Raw genomic sequence first — 12755 nt, 5'->3', positions numbered from 1 at the left:
GCACCGGACTGGCCGGTGCCGGGCCGCTCGCCCGCGGCGGGCTTCGCGGAGCGGTCGTCGGACGACCCGGCCTCGCCGGACGGTCCGCCGGGCTTCTGCCCCGGACCGGGGGCCGGCCGGATCTCGTGGCGGGCCTTGTCCCCGGTGGCCGGGGCCTTCCCGACCTCGGCGCGCAGCTCGTCGCGACGCCGGGTCAGCTCCCCGACCTCGGTGCGGAGCTTGTCGCCCTGTTCACGGGCCCGGTCGGCGTCCGCGCGGGCGCGGTCGACCTGCTTGCGGGCCTCGGTGACGACACGCTCGGCGTCGGCACGGGCCTTGCTGCGGATCTCCTCCGCCTCCTCCTCCGCCTTCTGCAGGATCGCCTGCATGCGGTCGGAGAAGTTGTCGACGGCACCGTGCCGGTCGGGATCCGAGGGCCCCGGGCCGGGACGCGGCCCCGGACGCGGTGCCGGACGCGGCGGCCCGCCGGCCGGACCGGCGGCGAACCCGCCGGGCGGCGGCACCGGCATCGGCGGCGGCATCGGCCGGCTCCGCAGTGCGTCGATGTCCGCGCGCATCCGGCCCATGAGCCGCTGCATCTGGACGATGTGCTCGTCCACCTGCCGACGGTCGTAGCCGCGGAGAACGACGTCGAACCGCGGGGAACCGCCCGGGCGGTCCGCCCCGTCTGCCGTCATCGCCTCTCCTCAGGTCGTCGACATGGGTGCCCTCGGAGGGCACGTACGAGGTCGGCGGACCGACGGTTCGGCGCGACCTCGCCGGTCAGGGTAGTCACGACGACGGGGTCGCGGCGAACCACGCAGCGTGCAACGGTCGTCCGTCGGCGTGGCGGGGCCCGCGACGGACGGTTCCGTGACACGATGTGCGGTCACCGTCCTCGTGGCCCGAGCCTACCGGGCCGTACCGAATACCATCGGCGGCGTGGACAGCACACTGAAGGGCACGTTGCACCGGCGTGGGCTCCGGATGACCCCTCAACGCCAGCTCGTGCTGGACGCGGTCCGGGAGCTGGGGCACGCGACACCCGAGCAGGTGTGCAGCCGGGTCCAGGCGACGGCATCGGCGGTGAACATCACGACGGTGTACCGGACGCTGGACCTGCTCGAGGAGCTCGGCGTCGTCCGGCACGCCCATCTCGGGCACGGTGCACCGACCTACTCCGAGCACCAGCACCGCCACGTCCACCTCGTCTGCCACCACTGCGGCCGGGTGGACGAGGCGCCGACCGAGCTGCTCTCCGATGTGGCGAGTCGCACGCTCGCCGACCTGGGCTTCCACCTGGACGCGACGCACGTGGCACTGTCCGGCACGTGCGTCGACTGTGCGCACGACGACGAGGACTCCGCCGACGGAGCCCCCGAGCAGGACGACACGGCGCCCCAGGAGGGCGCGGAGGGAGACCGGTGACCGTTCCCGGATCCGAGCAGGACCCCGACACCACCGACAACGCCGAGGACACGACCCCCGACCCGGACGACGTCGTCGCCGCGCACCACGGCGACCCGCCGGCCGAGCAGCGGGCGATGGCCCGCTCCGCCGCCGTCGTCGACCGCGGGCACCGCGAGGTGCTGGCGGTGACCGGCGAGGAGCGGCTGTCCTGGCTGCACCTGCTGCTCACCCAGCACGTCAGCGAGCTGCCGCCCGGCACCGGCACCGAGGCCCTGGTACTCGACGCGCAGGGCCGGGTGCTGCACCACATGGCCGTCGCGTCGTCGGCGGACACGGTCTGGCTCGACACCGAGCCCGGCGAAGGCGCAGCACTGCTCGACTACCTGGCGAAGATGGTGTTCTGGTCGAAGGTCGAGCCGCGTGACGTCACCGCCGAGCTGGCGGTGCTGTCGGTCGTCGGTCCGCAGACCCCGGCCGTGCTCGCCGCGGCGGGACTGCCGGTGCCCGATGCACCGAACGGCGTCACGGCCCTGCCGGACGGCGGGTTCGTGCGACGGATGCCGTGGCCGGGCCGGGACGCGGCGGACGTCGTCGTCCCCCGCGGGACGAAGGACGCCCGCTGGGCGGACCTCACCGCGGCCGGGGCGCGGGCCGCCGGGACGATCGCGTTCGAGGCGCTGCGGGTGGAGTCGCGCGCACCGCGCCTGCACCGCGACACCGACGACCGCACCATCCCGCACGAGGTCGGCTGGATCGGCTCCGCCGTGCACCTGACCAAGGGCTGCTACCGGGGCCAGGAGACCGTCGCCCGGGTCGCGAACCTGGGGCGCCCGCCCCGGCGCACGGTGCTGCTGATGCTCGACGCCGGCGACGAGGACCTGCCGCACACGGGCGACCCGGTGGTGCGCGACGGCCGCACGGTCGGCCGTGTGGGCACGGTCGTCCAGCACCACGAGCTGGGCCCGGTGGCGCTCGCGCTGCTCAAGCGGTCGGTTCCGGTGGACGCCGAGCTGACCGCGGGCGTCGACGACCGGGTCTCCCCCGCGACGATCGACCCGGACTCCTACGAGCCGGACCCGGACACCCCGCCGCCGGGCCGCGCGGCCCGGGAACGGACGGGTGGCGCTGCGCGTCGCGGATGACGCGCAGCCCGGCCGGACCACCGTGGGGCGGCCACCGGCTGAACACGCGGGCCCCGCGCCGGTCCGGGGCCGGGCCCGCCTGTGACGACGGCGGTGCCGCGTCGCATGTTCCGGGGTGAGCAGGGTACGGTTGTTTTCACGACATTGATGAGACGAGAGGGGCCGCCGGGTCGTGCGCAATGACCGGCCGCCCCTTCCCTGTTGTAAGGGGGACCTGCCATGGGGCGTGGACGAGCCAAGGCCAAGCAGACGAAGGTGGCCCGTGAGCTCAAGTACAGCTCCCCTTCTATGGATCTCGACGCCTTGCAGCGGGAGATCGGTAGCGCGACGGCGGTGACTACCGACAGCCGCGAGGACGACTACGGCGAGTACGACGACCTCGCCGCCAAGTACAACGACGAGGACGACGACCCTCGCCGTTGACGGCCACCCCGGCGCCCGGCCCTCCGTCGTGACACGGCGGCCCGGGCGCCGCGGCACGTGTCGACCCGGGCGGTTTCCCCCGGCCGGTCGGATAGGGCAAGATCATGACCAGTCTCCTGTGGGAGGCTTGGTCACCGATCCCGTCACCTCCGAGGTGTTCAGCAGATGCGCGGCAACCTGTTCGCGGTCGCCGTCAACCTCGTCGTGCTGACCGTGCGGTCGGACCGTCTGCACGTGCTGCTCATCGAGCGGGGCGAGCCCCCGTTCCTCGGGCACTGGGCCCTTCCCGGTGGTTTCGTCCGCCCGGAGGAGGACCTCGTGCACACCGCCAGCCGGCGGTTGGGCGAGGAGACCGGGGCCGACACCGGCAGTGCCGTGTGCGGGCACCTCGAGCAGCTGGCGAGCTACGCCGCACCCGACCGCGATCCCCGCGGCCGGGTCCTGTCCGTGGGGTACCTCGCGCTGCTGCCGGACATGCCGGAGCCGACACCGGGTGGCGGGGCCACCGCGTCCGCGTGGTGCGCCGTCGACGACGTGCCGCCGCTGGCGTTCGACCACCAGCGCATCCTCGCCGACGGCGTGGAGCGGGCGAAGTCGAAGCTCGAGTACACGACGCTCGCCGTCTCGTTCTGCCCGGACGAGTTCACGGTGACCGACCTGCGCCGGGTCTACGAGGCCGTCTGGGGGACCTCCCTGGACCCGCGCAACTTCCAGCGCAAGGTGACCTCCACCGACGGCTTCCTCGTGCCGACGACGACGCTGGTCACCGGCGGTCGCGGGCGGCCGCCCCGGTTGTTCCGCCGCGGCCCGGCGACGGCGCTGCACCCGCCGATGCTGCGTGAGTCGCACCGCGCCGGGAGCCGGCAGCCCGCGTCGCACGACGCGGAGCTGCATCACTCCTTCGAGTGAGAGCAGACCGCGCGGGACCGCCTCAGAAGCGGGGGTGCTCCCCCCGCAGCTGCACCCGGGCGCCGAGCTCGCCGGAACCGGCACCGTCGACGTCGCCGATCCGGCCGACCTCGCCCAGGATCCAGGCGGGCACGTGCCGGGCGGTGAGGACGGCGAGGGCGCGGTCGACGTCCTCGGGCGGCAGCACCGCGACCATCCCGACGCCCATGTTGAACGTCTTCTCCATTTCCGCGCGCTCGACCCGGCCGCGGGACTGGATCAGCTTGAAGATCGGGGCCGGGGTCCAGGAGCCGCGCTCCACGGTGGCTGCGAGGCCCTCGGGCAGCACCCGCTCCAGGTTGCGGGCCAGCCCGCCGCCGGTGATGTGGGAGAACGTCCGCACGCCGGTCTCGGCGGTGATCGCCAGGCAGTCCTTGGCGTAGATCCGGGTCGGGACGAGCAGCTCCTCGCCGAGGGAGTGGTCGAACTCCTCCAGCTCACCGGCCAGCGGCAGCCGGGCGATGTCGAGCAGCACGTGGCGGGCCAGGGAGTAACCGTTGGAGTGCAGCCCGGAGGAGCCGAGCGCGACCAGCACGTCGCCGGGGCGGACGCGCTCGGGCCGCAGCATCTTCTCGGCGTCGACGACACCGACACCGGTGGCGGAGAGGTCGTAGGCGCCCTCCTCCATCAGCCCGGGGTGCTCGGCGGTCTCGCCGCCGAGCAGCGCGCAGCCCGCGGTCTGGCAGCCCTCGGCGATGCCGCGGACGATCGTCGCGACCTGGTCGGGGACGATCTTGCCGATGGCGATGTAGTCCTGCAGGAACAGCGGCTCGGCCCCGCAGACGACCAAGTCGTCGACGACCATCGCGACGAGGTCCTGGCCGATGGTGTCGTGCTTGTCCATCGCCTGCGCGATCGCGACCTTGGTCCCGACGCCGTCGGTGGAGGCGGCCAGGACCGGCTCGGAGTACTTGCCGAACTTCGCCGCGAACAGGCCGGCGAAGCCGCCGATGCCGCCGCGCACCTCGGGCCGGGTGGCCTTCTCGGCGAACGGACGGAAACGCTCGACCGCCTGCTCCCCCGCGTCGATGTCCACCCCCGCGGAGGCGTAGCTGGCGGGGCCGGGCTCGGTCGAGGGCATGCGAGGTCTCTCCAGGTCGGGACGGGGTCGTGATCGGGTGCTGCTACGGGCGGGTCAGCGCCTCTCCGGCACCGTATCCGACGGACAGCGGGCCGGGATCGCCAGAGGCGGCGCCGGACGACGTCGGCTCCGGGACGTCCTCGAGCAGGTGCTTGCCGAGCTGGGCCTCCTCCGGCAGCGGGATCGGGTAGTCCCCGTCGAAGCAGGCGCAGCACAGCCGCGAGCGCGGCTGCTCGGAGGCGGCGACCATCTGCTCGACCGAGACGTAGCCGAGGCTGTCCGAGCCGATCGAGCGTCGGACGCCCTCGGTGTCGGCGCCGTTGGCGATCAGCTCGGCCCGGCTGGCGAAGTCGATGCCGTAGAAGCAGGGCCAGCGCACGGGCGGCGAGGCGATCCGCACGTGCACCTCGAGGGCGCCGGCCTCGCGCAGCATCCGCACCAGTGCGCGCTGGGTGTTGCCGCGGACGATCGAGTCGTCGACGACGACCAGCCGCTTGCCGCGGATGACGTTGCGCAGCGGGTTCAGCTTCAGCCGGATGCCGAGCTGGCGGATGGTCTGGCTGGGCTGGATGAAGGTGCGCCCGACGTAGGCGTTCTTCACCAGGCCCTGGCCGTAGGGGATGCCGGAGCCCTGGGCGTAGCCGATGGCGGCCGGGGTGCCGGACTCCGGGACCGGGATGACCAGGTCGGCCTCGACCGGGTGCTCCTCGGCGAGCCGGCGGCCGATCTCCACCCGGGTGTCGTAGACCGAGCGGCCGGCGATGGTGGTGTCCGGTCGCGCCAGGTAGACGTACTCGAACACGCAGCCCTTCGGCTCCGGGGCGGCGAAGCGCTGACTGCGGATGCCGTCGGCGTCGATCGCGATGAGCTCGCCCGGCTCGACCTCGCGGACGAACGAGGCGCCGACGATGTCCAGCGCCGCCGTCTCCGACGCTACGACCCAGCCGCGCTCCAGGCGGCCCAGGACCAGCGGGCGGACGCCCTGGGGGTCGCGGGCGGCGTAGAGGGTGCTCTCGTCGGCGAAGGTCAGCGAGAACGCGCCGCGCAGCCGCGGCAGCAGCCGCATCGCGGCCTCGTAGACGCCGAGGTCCGCGGCGCCCGCGGCCAGCAGCTCGGTGAGCAGGTCGGAGTCGGTGGTCGCGCGCAACCCGGACCGCTTGCGGTTCTCCAGCTTCGCGACGTCCTCGCGCAGCTCGGCGGTGTTGACCAGGTTGCCGTTGTGGCCCAGCGCCAGGCCGGAGCCCGCGGCCGTGGTGCGGAACGTCGGCTGGGCGTTCTCCCAGGTCGTCGCGCCGGTCGTCGAGTAGCGGCAGTGGCCGACGGCGAGGTGCCCGCGCAGCGAGGACAGCGTCTGCTCGTCGAACACCTGGCTGACCAGGCCGAGGTCCTTGAACACCACGGTGCGGCGGCCGTCGGACACGGCGATGCCGGCGGCCTCCTGGCCGCGGTGCTGCAGCGCGTAGAGGCCGTAGTAGGTCATCTTCGCGACGTCCTCGCCGGGGGCCCAGACGCCGAACACACCGCACTCCTCGCGGGGTCCTTGCTCGTCGGGCTCGGCGGCGGAGGGGGCGACGGGGGTGAGGGAGAGGGTTCGTTCAGGGCTGACGTGCTCGTTCCGGACGGAACTCAACGCGGCGCTCCTCGGCTGGCGGCGTACCGGGACCAGGGGACGACTGTACGCCCCGAGATCACGTCTCCCCAGGTACGGGGACAGGGGTCACGTCGGAGTCGCACACCGCACCTATCCGGTCACGGCGTGCGGAGCGGCAGGAACGCGGCGATCTCGCCGGCCCGCGACCCGGACGCCGACACCCGCCCGGCGGCCAGCGCGTCGTCCCAGCTCAGGCGGCCGACGGCGAGCGCGATCCAGGTCCGCGGGTCGGCCTCGACGACGTTCGGCGGGGTGCCGCGGGTGTGCCGCGGCCCCTCGACGCACTGCACCGCACCGAACGGCGGGACCCGCACCTCGACGCTGCGGCCCGGCGCGCGCCGGGCCAGCTCGTCGAGCGACGCCTTCACCGCCGACTTGCGTGTCGCCCGGTCCGGCTCGACCCCGTCGTCGACCCAGTCCAGGAGGACGTCGGACATCAGACCGAGACGGCGCCGAACCGCGCCGGGAGCGTGCCCTCCCAGGCGGCGCGCAGCTCGTCGAGCGCCAGCGCGCCGAGGGCGTCGCCCAGGTCGAGGACGTCGCCGCCGGTCTCGCCGAGCCGCAGCGCCGGGACACCGGCCTCGGCCGCGCGGGCCAGGAACGCCTCGGCGCCGTCGGCGGGCACGGTGACCAGCACCCGTCCGGCCGACTCGGCGAACAGCGCGGTGAACGAGTCCTCGTGCACCCCGGCCAGGTCGACGCGGGCGCCCCGGCCCCCGGCGAGCGCGGCCTCGACCAGGCCCTGGGCGAGGCCGCCGTCGGACAGGTCGTGGCTGCCGGTCAGCGCCCGGTCCGCGGCCGCTGCGGCGACGAGCTGCGCGAGGCGCCGCTCGTGCTCCAGGTCGACGGCGGGCGGCCGTCCGCCGAGGTGCCCGTGCACCTCGTGCGCCCACTCCGACCCGCCGAACTCGGCGGCGGTGGTGCCGAGCAGGACGACCGTGTCGCCGTCGGCGCCGGCGAACCCGGACCGGACCGCGGTGGTGACGTCGTCGATCACGCCGAGCACGCCGACGACCGGGGTCGGCAGGATCGCCGTCGTCCCGGTCTGGTTGTAGAAGCTGACGTTGCCGCCGGTGACCGGGGTGCCCAGCACCGCGCAGCCGTCGGCGAGACCGCGCACGGCCTGCTCGAACTGCCACATGACGTGCGGGTCCTCGGGCGAGCCGAAGTTCAGGCAGTCGGTGACGGCGAGCGGCACGGCGCCGGAGGTCGCGACGTTGCGGTAGGCCTCGGCCAGCGCGAGCTGCGCGCCGACGTACGGGTCGAGCGCCACGAAGCGGGCGTTGCAGTCGGTGGCGACGGCGATGCCGCGGCCGGTGGACTCGTCGACCTGCACGACCCCGGCGTCGGCGCCGTGCGCGGCGACGGTGTTGCCGCGCACGTAGCGGTCGTACTGGTCGGTGACCCACGAGCGGGACGCGAGGTTCGGGGCGGCGGCCATCCGCAGGATCTCCGCACGCAGCTCGGACGGGGTCTCCGGGCGGGGCAGCATCTCCGGCCAGTCCGCGTTCAGCGCGTCCTGCTTCGCGTCGTCGCGGGCGACCGGGCGGGTGTAGACCGGGCCCTCGTGGGCGACCGTGCCCGGCGGCACGTCGACGACGGTCTCGCCCTGGGAGGTGATCACCAGGCGGTCGCCGTCGGTGACCTCGCCGATCACGGTGGCGATGGTGTCCCACTTGCGGCAGACGGCGAGGAAGGCCTCGACGTTCTCCGGGGTGACGACCGCGCACATCCGCTCCTGGGACTCCGAGGAGAGGATCTCGGCGGCGGTCATGCCGGTGGCGCGCAGCGGGACGGCGTCGAGGTCGACGTGCATGCCGCCGTCACCGGCGGAGGCGAGCTCGGAGGTCGCGCAGGACAGCCCGGCGCCGCCGAGGTCCTGGATGCCGACGACGAGCCCGGCCGCGAACAGCTCCAGGCAGCACTCGATGAGGACCTTCTCGGTGAACGGGTCACCGACCTGGACGCTCGGGAGCTTCTTCCGCCCGGTGCCGCCGCCGGCGGAGTCGAAGGTCTCCGACGCCAGCACGGACACGCCGCCGATGCCGTCGAGGCCGGTCGTCGCACCGAACAGGATGATCTTGTTGCCGGTACCGGAGGCGAACGCGAGGTGCAGGTCCTCGGTCTTCAGCGCCCCCACGCACAGGGCGTTGACCAGGGGGTTCCCCGCGTAGGACGGGTCGAAGACGACCTCGCCCGCGACGTTCGGCAGGCCGAGGCAGTTCCCGTAGCCGCCGACGCCGGCGACGATGCCGGGCAGCACCCGCCCGGTGTCGTCGGCGTCGAGCGGACCGAACCGCAGCGGGTCGCCGACGGCGATCGGGCGCGCGCCCATGGCCATGATGTCGCGGACGATGCCGCCGACACCGGTCGCCGCCCCCTGGTAGGGCTCGACGTAGGACGGGTGGTTGTGCGACTCGACCTTGAAGGTGACCGCCCAGCCGTCGCCGACGGACACGACGCCCGCGTTCTCGCCGATCCCGGCGAGCATCGTCGAGCGCATCTGTTCGGTGGTGGTCTCACCGAAGTAGCGCAGGTGGACCTTGGAGGACTTGTAGGAGCAGTGCTCGCTCCACATCACCGAGTACATCGCCAGCTCGGCGTCGGTGGGCCGGCGGCCGAGGATCTCCCGGATCCGGACGTACTCGTCGTCCTTGAGCCCCAGCTCCCGGAAGGGCTGCGGCTGCTCCGGAGTGGCCTCGGCGTGCTTGACGGAATCGACCGGCACCTGGGACTGCGTCACGGGACCAGGGTAGACGGGGCTCCCCCGCCCGCGTCCCCGCACGGTGCCGGGGCCCACAGGCGGGGTTCCCCACAGCAGGTCACGGACCGAGGACGACGACGGCCCGGCCCGCGGTCCACGGGGACCGCCGGCCGGGCCGGACGTCGTGCGCGGGTCAGGCGGTGACGCGGGCCAGCACCGAGGTGAACAGGCCGAGCCCGTCGGCCGACGGGCCGGTCAGCGCACTGGTCGCGTGCTCGGGGTGCGGCATGAGACCGACGACGTTCCCGGCCGCGTTGGTCACACCGGCGATGCCGCGGGTCGAGCCGTTCGGGGCCGGGTCGCGGTAGCGGAACACCACGCGGCCCTCGCCCTCGAGCTCGTCGAGGGTCGCGGCGTCGGCGACGTAGCGGCCCTCCTGCGACTTGAGCGGGATCAGCAGCTCGTCGCCCGCGGCGTAGTCACGCGTCCAGGCCGTGCCGGCGTTCTCCACCGTGAGCACCAGGTCGCGGCACAGGAAGTGCATCCCGGCGTTCGCGACGAGCGCGCCGGGGAGCAGGTGCGCCTCGCAGAGGATCTGGAATCCGTTGCAGATGCCGAGCACCGGCAGACCGCGCCCGGCGCCCGCCACGACCTCGGTCATGATCGGCGCCAGGCTCGCGATCGCGCCGGCGCGCAGGTAGTCGCCGTAGGAGAACCCACCCGGCACGACGACGGCGTCCACGCCCTGCAGATCGTGGTCGCCGTGCCACAGCGGGACGGCCTCGGCGCCGGCGCGGCGGACCGCGCGGGCGGCGTCGACGTCGTCCAGGGTGCCCGGGAAGGTGATCACACCGACACGGGTGCTCACAGCCGGGTCACCGTCCAGTCCTCGATCACCGGGTTCGCCAGCAGCGAGCCGGCGAGCCGGTGCAGGGTCTCGTCGTCGATGCCGTCGGACACCTCGAGCTCGAAGTGCTTGCCCTGCCGCACCCCGCTCACGCCGGACACACCGATCCGGTCGAGCGCCCGGGTCACGGCCTGACCCTGCACGTCGAGGATCTCGGGCTTGGGCATCACGTCCACCACCACTCTGGCCACGGGGTCAGCCTACGGTGAACAGGGGCGACGGCTCGACGTGCGTGCCCTCACCATCGGCCCATGAGGATCCTCGTCCTGGGTGGCACGGTCTTCCTCTCCCGCGCGGTCGCCGCGGCCGCGCTCGCTCCGGGCCATCCGGTGACCTGCGTGTCCCGTGGTGTCTCCGGGCCGCCGCCGGACGGCGCGGAGGCGGTGACGGCGGACCGGTCCCGGCCCGGGGCGCTGGCCGCGGCGCTGCACGGGCGCACGTTCGACGCCGTCGTGGACGTCGCGACGATGTCCGCGCCGTGGGTCCGCGACGCCCTCGACGCGCTGCACGGCCGGTTCGGGCACTGGACCTTCGTCTCCTCGATCAACGCCTACGCCGACCCGTCGCTGCGCGGCGGGACCGTGACGCAGCCGACCCTGGCACCGCTGCACGACCAGCCCGACCAGGACCTCACGACCCGGGACCCGGGCGTCTACGGCGCCGCGAAGGTCGCGAGCGAACAGGCCGTGCGGGAGCGGGCGGGCGACCGGGCGCACGTGGTGCGCGGCGGGCTGATGTGCGGGCACGGCGACCTGTCCGACCGCTACGGCTACTGGGCGGACCGGTTCGCCCGCGGCGGCCGGGTGGTCGTCCCGGACGTGCCCGCCCAGCCGATGCAGCTCGTCGACGTGGACGACCTCGCCGCCTGGATCGTGGCCGGCGCCGCCGACGGCACCACCGGCACCCACGACGGCGCAGGCCAGCGGTCCACCCTGGACCGGGTGCTCACCGGGACCGCCGACGCCGTGGGCGCCGACGACCTGGAGCTCGTCCGGGTCCCGGAGCGGACGCTGGCCGAGCAGGACGTGGCGTTCTGGGCCGGTCCGCGGTCGCTGCCGCTGTGGCTGCCGGAGTCCCTCTGGGGCATGGTCGACCGGGACGTCACCACGACGTCCACCGCCGGTCCGGCGGCTCGCCCACTCGCCGACACCGCCCGCGCCGCGCTGGCGTGGGAGCGCGGGCTCGGCGCCGGCCGGGGGCGCCGGGCCGGGCTCACCGACGCCGAGGAGCAGGCCGTGCTGCGGGCGCTCGGCTGAGCCGGGACGCCCGCCACCCCCCGACCGGGCATGCTGGTCCCATGCACCTGACGCACTACGGCCACGCCTGCGTCCTGGTCGACACCGGGTCGGCCCGGCTCCTGTTCGACCCGGGCGCGTTCTCGACCGGCTTCGAGACCCTGGACGGCCTGGACGCGATCCTGGTCACCCATCAGCACTTCGACCACGTCGACGCCGACGCGCTGCGCACCCTGCTGCGTGCCAACCCCGACGCCGCCCTGGTCACCGACGGCCAGACCGCCGGGCAGCTCGACGGCGTCGACGCCCGCACCGCCGCCCCCGGCGACGTGCTGGCCCTCGGCGGCGCCGAGGTGTCCGTCGTCGGGTCCGGGGACCACGCGCAGATCCACCCGGACATCCCGCTGGTCGCGAACAACGGCTACCTCGTCGACGGCGCGCTGCTCCACCCCGGCGACGCCTACGTCCCGCCGGGCGTCGACGAGCTGGCGACGCTGCTGCTCCCCACCGGCGCACCCTGGCTGAAGGTGTCCGAGGCCGTCGACTACCTGCGGTCGGTCGCACCGCGGACGGTGGTGCCGATCCACGAGGGCACCCTCGCCGACCCGGCGCTCCACTACCGGTTCTTCGACGACCTGGGGCCCGACGCCACGACGCTCCTGGTCCCCGACCGGGAGACGGCGGTCGACGTCTGATGCCCCTGCAGTGGGAGCAGGTCGTCGTCGACGCCCGGGACCCGGTCCGGCTGGGCCGCTGGTGGGCCGAGGCCCTGGACTGGACGGTCGTGAACGCCTCGGCGTCGGAGTTCGAGATCCAGCCCGCCGAGGGCGTCGTCCCCGGGCTGATCTTCGTGCCGGTCGCGGAGGGGAAGCGGACCAAGAACCGCCTGCACATCGACCTGCGGCCGGACGGCGTCCGCGACTCCGAGGTGGCCCGGCTGCTGATGCTGGGCGCCACCCGGGTCAACGTGGGCCAGCACCGGGCCCCGGCCGACGAGGTGTCCTGGACGGTGCTCGCCGACCCCGAGGGCAACGAGTTCTGCGTGCTCGGCGAGCGGCGGACCTGACACCTGTCCACAGGTGGCACCGGTTGTCCACAGGAGAGCACACACTGTGGACAACCGGGCCGATCGCCGGGGAGCTCCTAGGTGTAACTCCCAGCCCCGTTGTTGACGCGGGTGATGGGTGGTCGGCCGCCGATGGCGGTGTGGCAGCGGTGGTGGTTGTAGGTGTGTAGCCAGTCCGGTAGCGCGGCGGCGCGCTCGTCGTTGCTGGT

Annotated in this window: 14 protein-coding genes and 1 pseudogene; 7 read left to right on the top strand and 8 right to left on the bottom strand. The window is 74.0% G+C overall.

From position 1 onward, the window contains the following. Nucleotides 1-677 (bottom strand): annotated as a pseudogene (locus tag NH602_RS19840) (hypothetical protein); the annotation flags it as partial. Between the two features lie 289 nt (nucleotides 678-966). Between NH602_RS19840 and NH602_RS19835 the strand changes: the two are divergent. The 4 genes from NH602_RS19835 (at nucleotide 967) to NH602_RS19820 (ending at nucleotide 3863) form a co-directional block, all read left to right on the top strand. Continuing rightward, the gene (locus NH602_RS19835) at nucleotides 967-1407 is read left to right on the top strand and encodes a transcriptional repressor (RefSeq protein WP_256495242.1); all 441 of its coding nucleotides are present in this window, start codon (nucleotides 967-969) and stop codon (nucleotides 1405-1407) included. Then, nucleotides 1404-2531, top strand: a complete 1128-nt coding sequence (locus tag NH602_RS19830) for a folate-binding protein YgfZ (RefSeq protein ID WP_073575836.1) — start codon at nucleotides 1404-1406, stop codon at nucleotides 2529-2531. The genes NH602_RS19835 and NH602_RS19830 overlap by 4 nt, the downstream gene beginning before the upstream one ends. Before the next feature lie 219 nt (nucleotides 2532-2750). Next, a complete protein-coding gene (locus NH602_RS19825) occupies nucleotides 2751-2954 on the top strand; it encodes a DUF3073 domain-containing protein (RefSeq protein ID WP_062399683.1) in 204 nt (67 codons plus the stop codon). 165 nt (nucleotides 2955-3119) lie between these two features. Beyond that, on the top strand, nucleotides 3120-3863 hold the full coding sequence (locus NH602_RS19820) for an NUDIX domain-containing protein (protein ID WP_100879365.1): 744 nt from the start codon (nucleotides 3120-3122) through the stop codon (nucleotides 3861-3863). A 22-nt stretch (nucleotides 3864-3885) separates the two neighbouring features. Here NH602_RS19820 and purM read toward each other — a convergent pair whose 3' ends face one another. The 6 genes from purM to purS form a co-directional block, all read right to left on the bottom strand. Then, nucleotides 3886-4983 carry a phosphoribosylformylglycinamidine cyclo-ligase gene (purM, locus tag NH602_RS19815; RefSeq protein WP_073575834.1) on the bottom strand — a complete coding sequence of 366 codons (1098 nt, stop codon included), beginning with the start codon at nucleotides 4981-4983 and terminating at the stop codon, nucleotides 3886-3888. Between the two features lie 43 nt (nucleotides 4984-5026). Continuing rightward, entirely contained in the window at nucleotides 5027-6613 is a 1587-nt protein-coding gene (gene purF / locus NH602_RS19810) for an amidophosphoribosyltransferase (protein ID WP_179761265.1), read from the bottom strand. Between the two features lie 119 nt (nucleotides 6614-6732). After that, nucleotides 6733-7071, bottom strand: a complete 339-nt coding sequence (locus NH602_RS19805) for a sterol carrier family protein (RefSeq protein WP_073575832.1) — start codon at nucleotides 7069-7071, stop codon at nucleotides 6733-6735. Then, on the bottom strand, nucleotides 7071-9377 hold the full coding sequence (gene purL, locus NH602_RS19800; RefSeq protein ID WP_253068579.1) for a phosphoribosylformylglycinamidine synthase subunit PurL: 2307 nt from the start codon (nucleotides 9375-9377) through the stop codon (nucleotides 7071-7073). The genes NH602_RS19805 and purL overlap by 1 nt, the downstream gene beginning before the upstream one ends. 154 nt (nucleotides 9378-9531) lie before the next feature. Beyond that, complete coding sequence (gene purQ, locus NH602_RS19795; RefSeq protein WP_179761267.1) at nucleotides 9532-10206, bottom strand: phosphoribosylformylglycinamidine synthase subunit PurQ; 675 nt, start codon at nucleotides 10204-10206, stop codon at nucleotides 9532-9534. Next, on the bottom strand, nucleotides 10203-10436 hold the full coding sequence (purS, locus tag NH602_RS19790; protein WP_062399665.1) for a phosphoribosylformylglycinamidine synthase subunit PurS: 234 nt from the start codon (nucleotides 10434-10436) through the stop codon (nucleotides 10203-10205). The genes purQ and purS overlap by 4 nt, the downstream gene beginning before the upstream one ends. Before the next feature lie 60 nt (nucleotides 10437-10496). Between purS and NH602_RS19785 the strand changes: the two genes are divergently transcribed. From NH602_RS19785 to NH602_RS19775, 3 genes are read left to right on the top strand one after another with little or no spacing between them, the layout of a single operon-like run. Further along, nucleotides 10497-11501 carry an NAD-dependent epimerase/dehydratase family protein gene (locus NH602_RS19785; RefSeq protein WP_253068578.1) on the top strand — a complete coding sequence of 335 codons (1005 nt, stop codon included), beginning with the start codon at nucleotides 10497-10499 and terminating at the stop codon, nucleotides 11499-11501. 41 nt (nucleotides 11502-11542) lie between these two features. Further along, nucleotides 11543-12175 carry an MBL fold metallo-hydrolase gene (locus NH602_RS19780; RefSeq protein ID WP_073575828.1) on the top strand — a complete coding sequence of 211 codons (633 nt, stop codon included), beginning with the start codon at nucleotides 11543-11545 and terminating at the stop codon, nucleotides 12173-12175. Then, a complete protein-coding gene (locus tag NH602_RS19775; protein ID WP_073575827.1) occupies nucleotides 12175-12546 on the top strand; it encodes a VOC family protein in 372 nt (123 codons plus the stop codon). The genes NH602_RS19780 and NH602_RS19775 overlap by 1 nt, the downstream gene beginning before the upstream one ends. A 77-nt stretch (nucleotides 12547-12623) precedes the next feature. On the opposite strand, the gene NH602_RS19770 is transcribed toward NH602_RS19775, so the two are convergent. Next, on the bottom strand, nucleotides 12624-12755 hold a 132-nt coding region (locus NH602_RS19770; RefSeq protein ID WP_253068581.1), incomplete at its 5' end, for an integrase core domain-containing protein.

It is taken from the genome of Pseudonocardia sp. McavD-2-B (assembly GCF_024124365.1).
Lineage (GTDB): Bacteria > Actinomycetota > Actinomycetes > Mycobacteriales > Pseudonocardiaceae > Pseudonocardia > Pseudonocardia alni.
This window is presented reverse-complemented; position numbering and strand designations above follow the sequence as displayed.

What these genes read in the sequence shown, in the direction of transcription:
- NH602_RS19820 (WP_100879365.1), top strand. Translation starts at nt 3,120, where the DNA reads ATGCGCGGCAACCTGTTCGCGGTCGCCGTCAACCTCGTCGTGCTGACC.
- NH602_RS19825 (WP_062399683.1), top strand. Translation starts at nt 2,751, where the DNA reads ATGGGGCGTGGACGAGCCAAGGCCAAGCAGACGAAGGTGGCCCGTGAG.
- NH602_RS19805 (WP_073575832.1), bottom strand. Translation starts at nt 7,071, where the DNA reads ATGTCCGACGTCCTCCTGGACTGGGTCGACGACGGGGTCGAGCCGGAC.
- NH602_RS19775 (WP_073575827.1), top strand. Translation starts at nt 12,175, where the DNA reads ATGCCCCTGCAGTGGGAGCAGGTCGTCGTCGACGCCCGGGACCCGGTC.
- NH602_RS19780 (WP_073575828.1), top strand. Translation starts at nt 11,543, where the DNA reads ATGCACCTGACGCACTACGGCCACGCCTGCGTCCTGGTCGACACCGGG.
- NH602_RS19835 (WP_256495242.1), top strand. Translation starts at nt 967, where the DNA reads ATGACCCCTCAACGCCAGCTCGTGCTGGACGCGGTCCGGGAGCTGGGG.
- purM (WP_073575834.1), bottom strand. Translation starts at nt 4,983, where the DNA reads ATGCCCTCGACCGAGCCCGGCCCCGCCAGCTACGCCTCCGCGGGGGTG.
- NH602_RS19785 (WP_253068578.1), top strand. Translation starts at nt 10,497, where the DNA reads ATGAGGATCCTCGTCCTGGGTGGCACGGTCTTCCTCTCCCGCGCGGTC.